Source organism: Flammeovirga sp. OC4, from assembly GCF_000812565.1.
GTDB lineage: Bacteria > Bacteroidota > Bacteroidia > Cytophagales > Flammeovirgaceae > Flammeovirga.
In genome coordinates, this window is the sequence record NZ_JTAM01000014.1 from 107,602 (window position 1) to 124,900 (window position 17,299).

16 protein-coding genes are annotated in these 17,299 nt (G+C 34.4%); 8 read left to right on the forward strand and 8 right to left on the reverse strand.

The window, feature by feature from the left end; translation table 11 throughout:
* The first annotated feature begins 1 nt into the window (after nucleotide 1).
* Genes PL77_RS12185 through folE form a run of 3 tightly spaced genes read left to right on the forward strand, consistent with a single transcriptional unit; the run spans nucleotide 2 to nucleotide 1,702 of the window.
* Nucleotides 2–619 (forward strand): hypothetical protein, encoded by a 618-nt coding sequence (locus PL77_RS12185; protein WP_044205414.1) that lies wholly within the window; start codon nucleotides 2–4, stop codon nucleotides 617–619.
* A gap of 6 nt (nucleotides 620–625) precedes the next feature.
* Entirely contained in the window at nucleotides 626–1,039 is a 414-nt protein-coding gene (gene hisI, locus PL77_RS12190; protein ID WP_044205417.1) for a phosphoribosyl-AMP cyclohydrolase, read from the forward strand.
* On the forward strand, nucleotides 1,040–1,702 hold the full coding sequence (folE, locus tag PL77_RS12195) for a GTP cyclohydrolase I FolE (protein WP_044205418.1): 663 nt from the start codon (nucleotides 1,040–1,042) through the stop codon (nucleotides 1,700–1,702).
* Nucleotides 1,703–1,828: 126 nt separating this feature from the next.
* Here folE and PL77_RS12200 read toward each other — a convergent pair whose 3' ends face one another.
* The 4 genes from PL77_RS12200 to PL77_RS12215 all read right to left on the reverse strand — a co-directional run bounded on the left by PL77_RS12200 (nucleotide 1,829) and on the right by PL77_RS12215 (nucleotide 4,897).
* On the reverse strand, nucleotides 1,829–2,410 hold the full coding sequence (locus PL77_RS12200) for a hypothetical protein (RefSeq protein ID WP_044205421.1): 582 nt from the start codon (nucleotides 2,408–2,410) through the stop codon (nucleotides 1,829–1,831).
* Between the two features lie 216 nt (nucleotides 2,411–2,626).
* Nucleotides 2,627–3,628, reverse strand: coding sequence for a hypothetical protein (locus tag PL77_RS12205; RefSeq protein ID WP_044205424.1), 1,002 nt, complete (start codon nucleotides 3,626–3,628; stop codon nucleotides 2,627–2,629).
* A 330-nt stretch (nucleotides 3,629–3,958) separates the two neighbouring features.
* Nucleotides 3,959–4,336: a DUF1987 domain-containing protein gene (locus PL77_RS12210; RefSeq protein ID WP_044205426.1), complete on the reverse strand. Its 378-nt coding sequence runs from the start codon at nucleotides 4,334–4,336 to the stop codon at nucleotides 3,959–3,961.
* A 6-nt stretch (nucleotides 4,337–4,342) separates the two neighbouring features.
* On the reverse strand, nucleotides 4,343–4,897 hold the full coding sequence (locus PL77_RS12215) for a SiaB family protein kinase (RefSeq protein ID WP_156152342.1): 555 nt from the start codon (nucleotides 4,895–4,897) through the stop codon (nucleotides 4,343–4,345).
* Nucleotides 4,898–5,176: 279 nt separating this feature from the next.
* Here PL77_RS12215 and PL77_RS30495 point away from each other — a divergent pair, with 279 nt between their 5' ends.
* The 4 genes from PL77_RS30495 (at nucleotide 5,177) to PL77_RS30500 (ending at nucleotide 9,717) form a co-directional block, all read left to right on the forward strand.
* Nucleotides 5,177–6,268 carry a DUF1573 domain-containing protein gene (locus tag PL77_RS30495; protein ID WP_052444353.1) on the forward strand — a complete coding sequence of 364 codons (1,092 nt, stop codon included), beginning with the start codon at nucleotides 5,177–5,179 and terminating at the stop codon, nucleotides 6,266–6,268.
* Nucleotides 6,269–6,271: 3 nt separating this feature from the next.
* Nucleotides 6,272–7,174, forward strand: a complete 903-nt coding sequence (locus PL77_RS12225) for a hypothetical protein (RefSeq protein WP_044205429.1) — start codon at nucleotides 6,272–6,274, stop codon at nucleotides 7,172–7,174.
* Between the two features lie 3 nt (nucleotides 7,175–7,177).
* Entirely contained in the window at nucleotides 7,178–7,954 is a 777-nt protein-coding gene (murI, locus tag PL77_RS12230) for a glutamate racemase (protein ID WP_044205432.1), read from the forward strand.
* Between the two features lie 194 nt (nucleotides 7,955–8,148).
* Nucleotides 8,149–9,717 carry a M20/M25/M40 family metallo-hydrolase gene (locus PL77_RS30500; RefSeq protein WP_052444354.1) on the forward strand — a complete coding sequence of 523 codons (1,569 nt, stop codon included), beginning with the start codon at nucleotides 8,149–8,151 and terminating at the stop codon, nucleotides 9,715–9,717.
* 88 nt (nucleotides 9,718–9,805) lie between these two features.
* On the opposite strand, the gene PL77_RS12240 is transcribed toward PL77_RS30500, so the two are convergent.
* Complete coding sequence (locus PL77_RS12240) at nucleotides 9,806–10,381, reverse strand: hypothetical protein (RefSeq protein ID WP_044205435.1); 576 nt, start codon at nucleotides 10,379–10,381, stop codon at nucleotides 9,806–9,808.
* 316 nt (nucleotides 10,382–10,697) lie between these two features.
* Between PL77_RS12240 and PL77_RS12245 the strand changes: the two genes are divergently transcribed.
* The gene (locus PL77_RS12245; protein WP_082026511.1) at nucleotides 10,698–13,028 is read left to right on the forward strand and encodes an arylsulfatase; all 2,331 of its coding nucleotides are present in this window, start codon (nucleotides 10,698–10,700) and stop codon (nucleotides 13,026–13,028) included.
* Nucleotides 13,029–13,043: 15 nt separating this feature from the next.
* Here the strand turns inward: PL77_RS12245 and PL77_RS12250 are convergent, their stop codons facing one another.
* The 3 genes from PL77_RS12250 to PL77_RS12260 form a co-directional block, all read right to left on the reverse strand.
* Nucleotides 13,044–14,018 carry an AraC family transcriptional regulator gene (locus PL77_RS12250; RefSeq protein WP_044205438.1) on the reverse strand — a complete coding sequence of 325 codons (975 nt, stop codon included), beginning with the start codon at nucleotides 14,016–14,018 and terminating at the stop codon, nucleotides 13,044–13,046.
* An 82-nt stretch (nucleotides 14,019–14,100) separates the two neighbouring features.
* Nucleotides 14,101–15,066 carry an AAA family ATPase gene (locus tag PL77_RS32000; RefSeq protein WP_172665842.1) on the reverse strand — a complete coding sequence of 322 codons (966 nt, stop codon included), beginning with the start codon at nucleotides 15,064–15,066 and terminating at the stop codon, nucleotides 14,101–14,103.
* 653 nt (nucleotides 15,067–15,719) lie between these two features.
* Nucleotides 15,720–17,183, reverse strand: coding sequence for a caspase family protein (locus PL77_RS12260; protein ID WP_044205443.1), 1,464 nt, complete (start codon nucleotides 17,181–17,183; stop codon nucleotides 15,720–15,722).
* Between the last annotated feature and the right edge of the window lie 116 nt (nucleotides 17,184–17,299).

Here is a 17,299-nt window from a genome sequence, read left to right on the forward strand (position 1 = left end):
AATGAACACGATCAACTTATTCAAAAAGTACAGCCTTGTTGGTCTTTTAGCTTCTGGATGCTTATTCACAAGCTGCGACAGCGATGACGTTGTACCAGAGATCGAAAACGAATTAGAAGTGATTACTGATGTGAAATTAATTTTCACAAACACTGCTGATGACACGGATGTAGTAACAGCTACTGCACAAGATCCTGACGGACCAGGTCTTGAAGATCTAGTAATTAAGGATGCAATCAACTTAGGTGCGGGTAAAACTTATACCCTTACTTACGAGATCATGAACAAATTGGAGGAGCCAGGTGAGGATATTGGTGAAGAAATCTTAGATGAAGATCATGAGCACCAATTCTTTTTCGGATTTACGGAAGATGCGTTCTCAAACCCAACTGGTAATGGTAACATCGATAACGCTTCAGATGCTATCAATTATGAAGATGAGGATGATAATGGAAATCCTGTAGGTTTGGAAACAACATGGACAGCATCATCAACAAGCGTTTCAAATGGTGAATTCAGAGTGGTATTAAAGCACCAGCCAGATGTAAAAACTGCTACTTCTGGTTTTAATGATGGTGATACTGATTTTGATTTAAAATTTGTATTAAACATTCAATAATAAAATATGGAAAACAGTTCAAAGGTAGCTTTGGAAGAGGAGCTTGTACCGCAGCTTCAGTTTGAGAAAAGAGGTGGGTTATTACCCGTCGTTGCACAAGAATTTGATACGGGGCAAATTCTAATGCTTGGTTATGCCAATAAAGAAGCTTTTGAGTATACATTGAAATCAAAGAAAGCCACTTTTTGGTCTACCTCACGAAATGAATTGTGGACAAAAGGGGAAACCTCTGGCAACTACTTAAAGATTATAAAAATCATGGTGGACTGTGACCAAGACGCTATCATTTATCAGGTAAGACTGATGGGTGGTGGCGTTTGTCATACTTTCAATCAGGAGGGAGAAAACAGAAAAGCATGCTTCTATAGAAGCTATGATTTAGAGGAAAATATGTTACAATTTATAGACGGAATGGAATAGATGGAAAAGGAAGAAAAACTAAGAATTGAGGTAGAAGGTGATAATCATATGATGACAAGCGTTGATACACCAATGCTTGCTGATGCTTTTGAAAAAAGTGACGACGAAAAGATTGAAATTATTCAGGAACATTTTGCTGGTATAATGAAGACATTGGGTCTTGATTTATCAGATGACAGTTTGAAAGGTACACCTTATCGATATGCTAAAATGTATGTCAAGGAGCTTTTCTCAGGTCTCGATCCTAAAAATAAACCCTCATTATCAGTTTTTGACAATAAATACCAATATGATAAAATGTTGATTGAGAAAAATATCACTTTCTCTTCAGTATGTGAACATCATTTTTTACCCATTGTAGGAAAGGCCCATATCGGTTATATCTCTTCAGGTAAAGTAATTGGTATTTCAAAAATTAATCGAATTGTAGAATATTACGGCAAACGCCCACAAGTGCAGGAACGTATGACACTTCAAGTGTACAACGAACTGCAAGATGCATTAAAAACCGACAGCATCATTGTGGTAGTGGATGCAGAACACCTTTGTGTCTCTTCAAGGGGCGTAAAGGACAAGACAAGCTCAACCGTGACCATGGAATATGGAGGTAAGTTTAATGATGTTTCCTTTAGAGAAGAATTTCTTCGATTACTAAAGGACTAACTCACCACGGTTTAGTTATTAGAAGTTATATTGGATTTGAGCTCTTCCCTTAATTTTTAAGGGTTGAGCTTTTTTTTCTGATAAAAAGTCAGGACTTGTACAAAAAGTCATTTTTTGTAATAGATACTAACCCATTACTTTTTGTCTATGATTGTCACGTTCTTCTTTTTTTCTAATCACCCTTTTGGCAGCTTCAATCGCTTCCGGTATTAGTGTGTTTTCTTGAACAATTACTCTCAATTCAAAAATGTCATTCTTTTCAAATTTCTTTTCAAAAAACTGTATTTTAAACTCGTTACTTTGTAGTTGCTGTTTTTCATTTTTCTTTAATATTGGCCTTATCTTTTCGGCAAGACTTGGATTTACTTTTATATGACCGATGAGTAATAAAAGTGATGTGATGTCAATATTGATAAAACCAATTTCAATAGAAAAGATCAAATGGTAAATCTGAACCAGATGGAATATTCCTGCTAACAGAAGGATTGCAAAAGCGTGTTTCCAATACTCGCTTTTTAGTAGTATTAAAAGTATTGAAATCAATAACCCAACATACGATAGGAAATTTTTCGCATAATAAGAGAAGTGAATATTACTATCATTTTCTAATAGTAAATTTTGGAAAAAAGTGTTCTCAATAAAATAAGGAATGGTTAATAAGGTAGCTATTCCAAGTGGAATATACTTGATTGATTCTTTAGTTTTCATGTTTGCCCAGCAGATAATTTAATTATGTGAGGCAAAACTAATAATAATACCCCTTCTTATCAAACCATCTTTCTTTCAAAATCTTACAATAGGGACAAAGGGACAGGCTTAAATGTAAACCAATCCCTAAAAAATAAACATAATCAAGAACCAAAGATTTTAAATGACTACTTAATGACGTTTGAAAATTCACATTCCAACTGAGATTTATATTCACTATGTAGTCATCCATTCTGCCAATATTTTAATAAATCTCGGATGAATTAAGTAGCCAACCGAGGCATGAGGGTTTGACTTCTCACCTTTAACGGCTAGATTGTAAATCTTATCTTCTTCTTCAATAAAGTTTTCTTTTTTGATCAGATCTAGATCAATCATCTCTTGGAAATCATCTTGTATATGACTGTCATGACAGATGTAATCATCCTCTGCAGAAATATTAACCCACTTATGGATATTAGTGGGGTATTGTCTGATTTTATCTTTGGCGATCAACTCTTCCTTCAGACTGTTATTTTTACAACCTCTAGGAGGCGAATAAATACTTAAACTTGCACCTCTCAAGTTATCTTTCACATGAATATCACCAAGTGGAGAACCTAAAGTGACAAATAGATTGACCTTTTTATCTGGCCCAATAGCATTTTTAAATTCATTGAGATGTGATAACTGCCATAGCACATCATAACTTATAATTGTTCCTAAGCTATGAGCAATCAGCATAATTTCATCACCATTGGCAAGGTACTTTTTTAAAGGTGAAATCAATCTTTCCTGAACAAGATGATTGAATTCAGAGTCCTTATTCCAATATTCAATAACATCGGGTGCTTTGATCTTAATTAGCGATTCACCGATATTGAAAAGGTTTAATGGAGATGAAAAAAAGTCAGCAAGCCCTTCATTGAAGAATCCAAAAGTATGGAGATTATCATAATTGTCTTCATTGAAGCCTTCTGCTGAATAGGTTTTTAATTTATTTAATGTCTTAATTCTTAACTGATCATCTTCATATTCATTACTGAAAAACCTTTTGTTTGTGATATCACCGTAGTAGATGAATTCTTTTTCAAAATTATCAAATTGATCTGCTAGTTGTGCATTAAAGTCTCTTTTTAGGCCGTGTTTTATAGCTTCATACCAAATTGCTCTTATTTCTTCTTTTTTGGGCTTTTGTGCACGACCATGGATGATTAAAATTCTTTTTGTAGTGGGCATGTTAAAGTTGTTTTAGTAAGTGTATTTATTGTTAATAAATATAGGAAGGACAAAGTTTAAATTGAAAAAATTAGTGTTATGAAAAGTCAAAATAAATAGTCCTTGATTTAAGAGGTAAAATAAAATTATTATTAATACATGAGATATTCTTTGTTATAAAATGACTTCTTGTTGATGAAAACTCTAAATCTACCCTTTCAAAAGTGTACTTTAATTCCAAAGAAATGGAGTGGAAATACTTTATAATATCAGCTCAGAAAAATAGTAGGGCACAAAAAAAAGGTGAAAAGATCTACATCTTTTCACCTTCACTTCAATGATGTGTGTGAATTAATAAGGAAGCAAGTTGAAAGTAAGCTCTACGTCATCTGCGTATTCTTCACCACTTTCTAACATGTCAACATCGTTTTCTTCATAATACCAGTTGACAACAACTTTACCTTCTTTGTTATTCTGGTATTCTTCAAGTAAAGTCAAAATCTCTAAAAATCTTCTTGATGAAGATGTATTAAAGTAAGACATCTTGAAATTCATTGTAATTTCTTTTCCCGACTCTTCTAAATAGTCCTCAAGCCAGCTAAAAATAGGACCAAAAAATTCTGTTGTATATTCGTGATACGATTCCCCTTCTATTTCTAAAACTCCTGTTTCAGCATTGAAATCAATTCTCGGAATATAAGTTGATCCGTCAATATGGAAGTTTTCCATGCTATTTTAATTTTGTAGTTCCTTGTTAACTCTAACCGATAATATAAAAAATGATCTGGTCTCGTCGTACTCTTTTATATTAATTTCAATCGGGTTTCCTGATTTACGAACCATGTCGATGAAACCTAAGTTTGCTCCCGGCTTACCTTCACGCTGAGGAGCCTTACGTTGCTCACGATAGAATTCTTTTAGTTTTTCAGGTGATAGTCCATTGATGTAATTAGCCCTTTCAATTAAAGGGGGAACCTCTGTTTTGACTATACAGTTTCCCGAAGTAATTATATAATGATGATCATCTTCTGCTATAGCTACAATTCCCACGCCAATATCTCTTCCATCCTTCTCGGAGTATTGTTTTTCTGCAGAATAGTGATGAATATTTTGCGCCATTTCAATAACTATTGCAAAAAGGCGCTTTGCAATTACTCTACTTTCGGGAGTGTTGCGTAAACTTTTACCTATCAATGCAAGAACATCCTGAGAAAAAATTCCCTGGAATGCAAGCGATATTTTTTTCATCGCCAGTTGCTGCTTGAAAGTCTTCACGCTAAAATGTTCCATGTACCCCATAGATATCCTCGGTATAATGCGTTAAATCGTTTAAAAAATTCCTAATAATCAATAAGCTTCCGTCAAATATTACACGAGAGTGCGAGTAGATCAATAGTATCTAAATTCAATAATACTATTTTTTTTGTAAATATTTAAGAACCAATAAGATTATTATTATTTTCTTTAAAAAGGTTATTACAATAACGTCAAAAAAAGATTATCAGTATATAAAACTTATCTTTATTTTTGCATTTATAATACCAAACATGAAATTTTTAGTCATTAATAATGAAAAAGACATACATAAGTTTTTCAATTTTAATTTTTTCGTTCTTAGTTAATCCATTATTCGCTCAATCAAAAATTGTGTTCGATTCATTAGTTCATGACTTCGGAGATATTAAAGAAGAAGATGGAGATGCTGAAGCAATCTTTGATTTCACAAACCAAGGAAATAAGCCATTACAATTGAAAAGCGTAAAAGCAAGTTGTGGGTGCACCACACCCAATTGGTCTACTGAAGACATAGCTGTCAATGGCAAAGGGTATGTACAGGTAAGTTATTCCACTAAAAATAGACCTGGACCATTTACTAAAACAATATCAGTGAGAACAAATGGTAACCCACAAGTATTGGTATTAACCATTAAAGGAAATGTGATCCCAAGACCGAAAGGCCCTAAAGATTGGTACCCTCACGAAATTGGTAATTTGAGATTTAAAACTACTCATATTTTATTCGGGAATATTCTAAATACACAGAAAGATACAGTCTCTACTGTTATTTATAATCAAGGTATCGCTCCTGTTAAACTGAAGTTTGATGAAGTAAAAGTGCCTGATTACATCAAAGTGTGGGGGACAAAAGATAAATTGAGTATTAACGATACAGCAACGGTGTATATCAGTTATGATGCTTCAATGAAAGATGATTATGGCTACTTATTTGAGTATTTCCAATTGCCTACATCTGATTTAGAATCTCCTAAAAAACGTATCAATATTAGTGCACATATTAAGGAAGATTTTTCAAGTTTAGCTGAGGATGGAAGCACACCGACAGTTGAATTTGATAAAAAAGTACAGCAATTGGGGGAAATGAAAGCGTTGGATAAAAAATCTGTTGCATTTACCATTTCTAATAAAGGAACATCTGAGTTGATCCTTAGAAAAGTAAAAGCAAGTTGTGGTTGTACTGCTACAAAGCCTCAAAAAACAACCTTAGCCCCAGGTGAAAGCACCAAATTAGATGTTACATTTACAGCAGGTAATTACAACCGTCAAGTAAAAAAGTCAATTACAATTATTACGAATGATCCTAAAAAACCTGAGAGTACACTGTATATAGAAGCAGATGTGAAATCTACAGAAGGAAATTAAACAATGACAAATAAATTAAAAGTATTAGTAGGAGTAAACCTATTGCTGATAGCGGCTATAGGTTTCTCTTTTGTTGATTTTTCAACAGCAAGCAAACCAGAAAATCTTACTTTTTTTAAGGTTGAACACTTAGGTGATATCACTCAATTTGATATTGATGGTCATTCTATTCAGAAATTAGAAGATGGACGATGGGTGATGGATCAAAATATTGATTTATCTCCTCAAAAAGTAGGACGTTTATTTCAAACTGTACAACAAACACGTATTGTAGAAAGCAAGGATAGAGTCATTGAAGGAGGTAAAGATGTTGTCATCTATATTTCTAATGTTCCAGTGATCACTGCCAAAATCCAATCCGAAAGTGATATTGTTTCTTACGGAGAAATCAATGGCGAAACGTATGCTATTGAAATACCGGGACAGTTTGTAAACTTAGAAGAAATATTTTCACCGACTAAGGCAGAATGGAGAGATAAAACAATATTTAGAACGTCATGGAAAACATTGAAAACTTTTGATTTGCAGTATGATAGAAATCCTGAGAATGATGTATTAATTTCATTTGAAGATCCTTTTTACAATGTTAGAGGCGTTAATCTTTTAGATTCGGCTGCTGTCTATCAATTTGTTAGTTCCCTGCCTAAAACACAAGGATCTAACTTTGAAGTGAGAAATTCTTTCATTGCAGATACAGTTTCAAAATATAAACCATTCTGTAAAGTGAAAATGGAAGACCTAATACCTGCCTACAATGTAGAAGTAGGGATTTATCCATTCCAAAATAAGGTTTTTGCTTATTTCCCGAAAACAAAAGAAGTAGCTGAAATTGACACAAAACAGATTCAAGATGTCTTGGTGTCATGGCACTTTTTTGATGCAAATGATCCTCGAAAAAGAAAATAAATTATGATTGCTTTCTTTGATTCTGGGTTGGGTGGTTTATCTGTGTGGAAAACGTATTATCAGCAAGTCCCAGAACAGTCTATGCTTTACTTTGCAGACCAAAAGTATATTCCTTATGGTTCTAAGACAAAGGAAGAATTACTTGACCGTGCAATTAAAATCACTGACTTTCTAATTTCAAAAGGGGCAACCATAATTGTTGTGGCTTGTAACACTGCAACTGCTGCAGTGATTAAGCTATTAAGAGAGAAATATGCCATCCCTTTTGTGGGAATGGAGCCAGCAATTAAGCCAGCAGCAATGTCTTCTAAAACAAAGACGATTGGAGTATTGGCTACGGAAGGAACTTTTTCAGGAGAGTTATTCCAACAAACTAAAGAAAAATTCACGAAAGGTGTAAATGTTATTATTCAGCCAGGTTATGGAATGGTGGAGTTGGTAGAAGAAGGCTTGATGAGAACACCAAAAGCAAAAGAATTATTAATGCCTTTGGTTCACCCGATGCTCAAAGAGAATGTGGATCATATTGTTTTAGGTTGTACCCACTATCCGTTCCTCAAAGAAGATATTCAGGAAATAGTGGGGAAAAATGTTGAGTTGATAGATCCTTCTCCAGCAGTAGTAAAACAGATTATTAGGTTGATGCCTGAACTCGTCTTGGATAAGGCTGCAAAGTATCAATTCTACACATCGAGTTCTGATTTAAAGTCTTTTCAGAATGGTGTAGAAAAACTTATTGGACAGAATACAAATGTTGATTATCAATCATTTGATTTATAATAGAATCTTAAATAAGTAGGAGGGTAGGTGATAAATCTGCCCTTTTCCTTTTCCTTCAATTGTACTTTACTCCATAGGAAATAGATAAAGACCAATACTTGTAGTATAGGTTGTTGCTCTTTATTAACTAAATTTCATTTCATCTTATCATTAAATGGGCGAAATTTCGATCGTTAAACCTACACTTATTAGAAATGAAAAAATTATCAACCTATACCATTTTATCTACCTTATTATTTCACTTACCTTTTGCATTTATTTATGCTCAATCGCCAAAAGAGAAAGGACTAAAGGCAATAGACGAAGGAACAATAGCTTCTACCATTACTTATCTTTCCTCAGATTGGATGGAAGGTAGAGAGGCCGGGAGACCTGGAGCCTACAAATCAGCTGAATACTTGGCGAGCATGTTCGAATTTATGGGGTTGGAACCTGCTGGTGATGTTATTAATGGTCAACCAACTTATTTTCAGTCCTTTGACGTGTTAGAATACAAAGCAGCGGAAGAACAACATCTTTCAATAAAAAATAGTAAAGGACAGGAGTTTACATTCACCAATCATACAGATTTTGAAGTTAAAGCGGCTCCGACTAGCATAAATGGTAGCGGAAACCTTATATTTGTAGGTTACGGGCTACAGGTTGACTCTCTGGGCTACGATGATTTCTATGAAAAGAGTAAACTTCAAGGGAAAATATGGGTGAGGCTTAAGGGTATACCTCAGGAAGGACAAATTGCTAATTCACTGAAGGGAGTACCACAAAAGCAAATCCATAAATTAAAAGAACAATTGGCAAACAAATATGATGCATTGGCGATTATCGAAATTGAATTTAATGGATACTTACCTCAGCATGCACACAATATTCCTTTTAGATATAATAGGAAATATTATGAGGGAGATCGACCACTACCTTCATTTTATGACACAAGGATATACAGTCCTGTAACAAAACAGAGTACAATACCTCCTGTTTTTATGGGGGGAGAATATATCATGGCTTCTTTGGTAGCAAAAGAGGAAGTTCAAAAATATGAAACATCAATTGGTACTAAAAAGCTACATAAAGTACCACTTTTAGCATCTTCAGCTTCTTTCCAAGCGAATGCTGATGTAGAAAGAATCAGAGTTAGGAATGTATTAGCAAAAATCGAAGGTACTATGCCTGATAGTGTAGTGATGATTGGTGCTCATTATGATCACCTTGGAAAACGCGAAGGGTACATTTGGAATGGTGCTGATGATAATGCTTCTGGTGTTGCAGCCATATTAGGGATTGCTAAGGCAGCGAAGGCTACGGAGGTAGCACCAAAGAAAACATTACTTTTTGCAGCTTGGACAGCTGAGGAAAAAGGACTACATGGCTCAAAAAACTTCTTGAGAACCTTTGAAGATAAATCTCAAATCAAAATGTATTTGAACTTTGACATGATCGGCAGAAGAGGGGACTGGCATACAGCAGATAATCAGGTGAGTTTTATTTATAATGAAAACTCTCCATCGACATGGAAGATCAATGCTCAAAATATTGAAAAGTACAATATCAACCTTGAAATGTTTGAAGGAAAAACCAAACAAGGAGAAGCAGCAGGATCTGATAATGTGAATTTTGATAAAGAAGGAATTCCGTATTTCTGGTACCATACCGGAGGACATGAAGATTATCATCAAGTTTCAGATCATGCAGATAAGATTATGATGGATAAGGCAGCAGAAATCACAAAATTAAGCTTTTTGAATATTTGGGATATGGCACAGTAAAAGTCAGTTTTTCATTATATATAAAAGAGTCACTCTACCATAGTTAAACGATGAGAGAGTGACTCTTTTTATTTTGAAGTTGGAGGTATTACCCCTTTTGAGCAAGCATTTCCATTTCTTCGTCCATTTTAGCCTTTTCTTTAAGCTGTTTAATTTTTTCTTTCTGTGCTTTTTTTACAGCTTTCCATTCTTTACCACTTACCACATGGGTTTTATCAGCAGTCTTCATCGTTAAAATAGCTTGTGTAGTAGGAATTGGAGCTACAGCACAGAAAAGTGGATTGGCAGCCACAGCAAGCGTCCAACCTGCCACAGCAAAAGTCTGGGATGTTCGTGACTTCTTGTATCTTTTGGTATTATAGTATTCTAAAACATGTCCATCTAATTCTTGAATCATAAGGTTGTATTCTTCAATAAAATCAGCTGTTTTATCATAAGTATCTAATGATTCATAGCGGACGAAATCAATTTCGTGTGCAGGTATTTTGTGGTATTCTTTATTTCTTTTGTATACAATTTCTGTAGGAGTTGATTTTTTTTGTTTCAATTCAGCTTTAGTGATAGAAATAAGATCTCCATTTTTCATATGGAGATTGATATTATCAGCTTCTGTTGGAATTGATATAGCAGAAACTATAGCTTGTGTGATGACGGCAATAGGCATAGATAACTCAATTTAATTGTTTATGATATTTTATTTAAGTATACGTACAATGTACGATGTGTAACAATGTGTATTGGTTCAAAAACTTTACTTAAAAGCTCAAAATTGTTTTTATAATATAATTTTTGATTTATTTATTCTAAATAATTAAAAAGGTAGATGTTAAACAAATTACTTTAATTTCAATAACATATTTTCGATAAAAAAGCACTAAAGTTCTTGTTGAACATTTTTTGATGTAGGTTGACCATTTTTTGAAGGCAATACAAAGTCCGATTTGATTCCTTTGTAATAGACTAAAAAACGAGAATCAGATATGAAAAAAATTACTTCAAAAATGATTTGTGGACTATTCAGTATGTTCACACTTTTAGTGGTAAATGTCTTTGCACAAGAACAATTACCCAAACCCATTCAAGAATTTAAAGGTAAAATTGGAAGGACTTATGCAGAAGCAGAAGCTGATTATCCTCAGCCTGTTAAGTCTGCAGAAGGTGCTCCTAACGTGATCGTGGTGATGTTGGATGATGTTGGATTTGGTCAAAGTTCAACTTTTGGAGGTCCAGTCGAGATGGACAACCTTGATCAACTTGCAGACGAAGGCCTAACATATACAAGGTTCCATACCACCGGTATGTGTAGTCCAACTCGTGCTGCTTTACTAACAGGTAAAAACCACCATGAGGCTGGTTTCGGAGTGATCTCTGAGTTGTCAACAGGTTTTCCAGGCTACAATAGTATCTGGCCTGACGATGCCGCTTCAATTGCTCAAATCTTACAAGGCAACGGTTACAGTACTTCTGTTTTTGGTAAATGGCACAACACACCGACTTGGGAAGTAACAGCCAATGGACCATTTGACCGTTGGCCAACAGGTTTAGGTTTTGATTATTTCTATGGATTCAATGGAGGTGAAACAAGCCAGTACGAGCCAGATTTATATAGAAATACAACTCCGGTAGATCAACCTTATTCTCCAGAAGAAGGATATCATTTGACAGAAGATTTGGCTAATGACGCGATTCGTTGGATGAAAACACAAAAATCAAACAACCCTGATCAGCCATTCTTCTTATACTTTTCTACAGGCGCAGCCCATTCCCCATTACAAGCACCAAAAGCGTTTATTGATAAATACAAAGGAAAGTTTGATAATGGATGGGATGCAATGCGTGAGGAGACGTTTAACCGTCAAAAAGAGATGGGAATCATTCCTGAAAATACAAAACTCACTGAAAGACCAGACGTGTTAGAAGCATGGGATTCGTATTCAGAAGAAGAAAGAAAAGTACTTGCTCGTCAGATGGAAGTATATGCTGGATTCTTAGATCATACTGATCACTATGTAGGCGAAGTTTTAAAAACAGCGAAAAGCTTACCTGGTGGAGAAAACACCATTGTGATTTATATTGTGGGTGATAACGGTCCTTCTGCTGAAGGAAGTATGACAGGAACAAGTAATGTGTACACTGCTTATAATGGCCTTGGTGGAGAATCGTTCGAATACCAATTAAATGAGCTAGATGAGTGGGGATCTCCAAGTACAGAACCACACTATGCAGTATCATGGGCATGGGCAGGGTCATCACCTTTCAAATGGATGAAACGTGTACCTTCTCACTTTGGAGGAACAAGAAATGGTTTAGTTATTTCTTGGCCGGAAGGCATCAAAACTAAAGGTGAAAAAAGAACGCAGTTCCACCATGTATCAGACATTACGCCGACAATCCTTGAAATTACAGGAATTGAGCAACCTAAAATGGTCAAAGGTTTTGAACAATCAGAGATGTCAGGTGTGAGTATGGCCTATACTTTTAAAGAGGAACACGCTAAAGGTCAAAAAACTACACAATACTTTGAGATCGAAGGATCAAGAGCCATTTATCATGATGGTTGGGTAGCATGTGCATTCCACGGTATTCCTTGGCAATTGACAGGTTCAAAAGATTTTGATGAAACAAAATGGGAGCTTTATCATATTGAGGAGGATTTTTCTCAAGCAGTAGATTTAGCCGATAAATACCCTGAAAAAGTAAAGGAATTAAAAGCATTATTCGAAAGTGAAGCGGCATCGAAAGATGTATATCCAATGGATGACCGTTTCGTAGAAAGAGTGGTGAACCCTGATCGTCCATCAATCAACAATGCAAGAAAGAAATTTACTTATTATGGAGTAACTGAAAGAGTTACCAACAGTGCATCCCCAAGAACACCAAGTAGAAATCATGATATTGAAGTGAAATTGAATCACAAAAAATCAGATGAAGGAGTTTTGGTAACAGATGGAGGTTTTGAAGCAGGTTATTCACTTTACATCAAAGACAACCGATTATATTATACGTATAACTTCTTTGATCAGAAGTATACCAATATCATTTCAGAGATTGAATTGCCTGAAGGTGACCTGATACTCAAAGCAGTGTATGACCAAGTTTCAGGACAAAGAGGAGGTGCTGCTAAAGTTACTTTGATGCTTGGTGACAAAGTAATTGGTGAAGGAGGTATTCCTAAGACAGTACCTGTACAATACAGTGCAACTTCAACTTTTGATGTAGGAAAAAACACGGGTTCTAGCCCGTCACAATTATATCACGGAGACTTCACTTACACTGGAGAGATTCAGTTGGTGGAAGTGACATTACAATAATACACCTTTCAGACTCTACTCATTTTGGGTAGAGTCTTTACTTCTTAATTGATTGGGAGTCATCTGATATTCTTTTTTGAAAGCGGTTCCCAAATGTGCAACTGATACAAATCCCAAATCAATACTAATTGCTGTAATACTCTTATCAGAATATTTGATTTGTTGATAAGCTTCTTGCAAACGATGTTGATCAAAAAACTTCATCACTGTAGTTTGATAGACCGTAGAAAAGTCCCTTCTAAGTTTTGAAACGCTTAAATGGAAGTGTTTTGCAATTTCTTCTAACCTTGGCTTTTGACTGAAGTCTTCTAAAATATATTCCCTTACATTCAGCATTGTTTTATAATCTTCAGGGTGAAGCTTTATGTCTTGAAACTGATTTGGTCTCTGCTCTTTTAAAACTGTAAAAAGACGCCCAAGGATTTCGAATAATTTAGAAAGAAATATAGTCTTTTTGAATCTGTCTTTTTCATTGAAAAATGATAATTCACGGATAATAGTGTCAATTTCAGGTATAGAGGGGTAATAGATATAACTGTTGATCACTCTATTTTTGAAATCCTCATAATCAGAATCTTCAATGAACCATGTTTTTAGAAAATCGATAGGACATTTTACCGCAAACCATTCATACCAAATGTTTGGATGAAGATGATTTTCATAAAGAAAATTTACATCATAAATAAATATACCATTATTCACTGCGGCTTTTTGATTGTTTTTTTCATCAAAAACAGCTTGATAACCAATACGAATTGTGATGTAATCTTCTTTGTCAGTTCCAGTACTTTCGTAAGTGAGCCTTTCAGTACATTTCAACTTGACCAAACCCACAATAATATCATTAGGATAGTTGAAGTAAGTGGCTTTACAATTGATCTTTTCATTGTCAATCACCATTGATTCCCCATTCCAATTCCCTCCATAGAGCTCACTGAGGTATTTATAGACTGACTGTGGTGTTATATCATCTCCTTCTAACTTATGCATACTTGAATTTACAAAATTTAGAGTCTGAAAAAGAAGGTTTAAATATTCATTATCAAATTAAATTTAAGGTTATCTTATTCTATCAAGTACCAAGGCACGTATTTATTATTTCTTCAGGATAATCATTGAGTTTGAGAATTTCAATGGCATTAAATCTACTCAATTTCCCTTTCTTTAATTTGTGGTCAAAGTATATTTTTTCATCTTTTACGCTTTCTGAAAAATGCCATAGTTCATATCGATCTGATTGTAATTCTGTCAATTCCAGATCATGAGTAGCGACAAAAGTAGAATGATTCCCTTTTGATAAATAAGATAATATGGCATTCGCACTTTTGATACGCTCAATTGTATTGGTTCCTTTGAAAAGCTCATCCATCACAAATAAGCTTGGAGTGGATTCTTGGGAGGCCTCAACAATTTTTTTGATAGACTTTACCTCTTGTAAATAGTAGGATGTATTTTCTTTTAAACTATCGTTGATTCTTATACTTGAATAGATTTTAAAGTAAGGAGCGTTGTAATGTTTGCAGAAACAAAAATCAAAGGTTTGGGCGAGTAGTGCATTGATGGCAACAGATCGGATAAATGTTGTCTTCCCCGACATATTTGACCCTGTCAGTAACATCCCTTTTTTGTCTAGAGAAAAAGTATTTGGAACACAGTTTTCGATCAAAGGGTGAATGAGGTTGACTGCTTCAAATTGATCTGAAAAAGTAGGACGGCAAGTAAGAAACTCATCGGATTGAACATTAGCGATCGATTGTGCTGCATCTATCTTACCTATATATTGGAATAAATCATCAATGGTCTTTCTATGATTATTCAGCTTTCGAATACAAAGATAAAAAGCGATCACCTCGACATTAAAGACAATTTTTAATAACTCAATATTCCATATCAAAAGCTGAGCAAAAGGGTCCTGATCGTTGTCGGTGGTAAACTGAATAAAGTAAGAGTAGACCTTTAGTTTTTGGAGCTCTTTTGTTGAAACATCATCGATTTGATTTTTGAAGTATGGAGATAACTTAGATTTTACCTTTATCATTTTAAATAAAACGGATAATCCCTCATTGTAAAAATCTAGATTCTTTTTATTCGCATAATGCATTGCCATATTCAAAATAAATAATGGGATAAGAAGCAATAAGAAAAAGGGAAACCAAATAGAGATTATAATAGAAGAGAGCGTAATAAAACTACTTAGTATATAAACCCAAAAATAGTTTGTCCTTTCTATGTGGGGATCATGAATTAGTTTTTCTACAAAGTAACCTTTAGGTGTGGCAAGTTGCTGTAGTATTAATTGGATCTTTAGTCTTTCTTTGTCATTTTTTTTAAAATATTCGACAATACTTGAGAACTTATTTTTTTCATTTGGAGGTCTTATTGTTAGAAATTTAAAGTATAAAAATTGTTCACCAATAGAAGATATTGTTCTGTTTATCAAGCGGAATATATCATGTAGATCTAAATCTACAATTGTGTTTTCAGATATAAACTGAAAGCTTTTAAAACGGTGATCCGATTTGAGAAAATAACGATTTGTCCTTTCGAAATTAATATACTTTTCTTGATTACTTTTCCCCCAACTTTCGATTAATGATTCATGACGTTTCTTTTTCTCTTTTTTTAGTTGGAAATATTGAAAGACTAGAAATAGAAAAGTAAGAGTAAAGACTATGAATAGTATTGAATCCATTATCGCTGAATTAAAATAACATCATCACTTCCTGTAATCTCAGGCGTTTGTTCTCTATTGTTTAAACGTCTTGCCATGTAGGGTACATTATCAACAATATAGGCCTTCATTTCTCCTAAAGTTACTTTTCTGTCTTTATTCGTATCTGCAGCACCTTGTAGTCCTTTCAAATAATAATAAGTAAATAGAGAATGGTACTTTTCATTATACCAAGAAGAAACTTGCTCTGAAGCAGCTGAGGTGAGAATGACTACGTTTTCATCTCGTAACACCTTATTTTCTGATTTGATAAATACTGGTGAAATATTTTTCAACAACATTCCTCCTTCAGAACTTCCACTAAAACAGGCATCCACCACAATAGTGAGTGATTTGTAAGGAACTAAACTTAGGTTTTCATAAAAGGTATCTAAAGAATAGCCATTAAAATGAATCAAAGAAGGATCAGTGTCCACTGGTACAAAGTAACCTTTATTGGTCTCTGGGTTAGGAGCTCCGTGTCCTGAATAATAGACAAAGACATCCGATACATTGGGTTTTACATAATTGTAAAGTTTACCTTTGGCGTTCCCTTTAATTCCAAAAATAGCATTGAAATCAGCTTGAGAAGCATCTTCTATATAAATGATGTTTTCTTCTTTGAATCCAAATCCATATTTAAGGTAAGACTTTACCATTTTAGCATCATTGATCGCAAATTTTACTTCAGGAACATCATTATTTCTGTACGTTCTATTTCCTATTACTACAGCCACGGCATTTTCGTTCACGTTACCGTAGGTAGGAATGTTTTGATCAACATCACTTAACGGAAATTTCTCTACCACTGGAGCGACTACTACCTCTTTTTCTTTAGCACCTTTGCTACCTTTCTGCGGTTTGGGTTGTTTTCCCTTGGCGTAATCGGTCTTTTGGGCAGGAGCGATTGAAGGAATTTCCATGGATGAGATATCTACTTTTGTTCCGTTTTTTCGAGCTAAGTTGCATTGTTGTTTAAATTCATCAAAGTTCAATTGAATAAGTCGTTGGGCAAACTCTTTGACATTGGAAGAATAGCGTTTTTTGGATGTCATTTTTTGAACAACAAAAACATCATTAGAGTTGGCATCTCTTAAAAATAAATACAAGTCAAGGTAATTTCCTTTAGGCGTTTTGTGTAATGCATAGGAAAACTCAATGTATGATTTTTGACGTTGTCCCATTACAGCTTTTCTGATTTGATTGTTTCTGAGGTGACACACATTTTCAGCTTGAATTTTTCGCATTCGGGGTTGAGTCTCAATTACATTGAAAGCATTATAAATACATGCTTCTTCTATGGTTTGTAAGACCATTTTTGTATTGTAGACATTGTAATTGTCACAGATTGACTCACCTTCTTCGGTGTAAGGGAAGATGACAAGGGTGTTCTGAGCGAAGGCTAAAATAGGGAAAAACAATAATAATGATAGTATTGACTTCATTTGAACTTATTAGATCTTTGTTTTTTTGTTGTTCAATTTCATGATGAAGATAATGAAATAATTTTACAATAAACTTACAATCATGTAATGCTATTGCCATTAATAAATAGTAATTT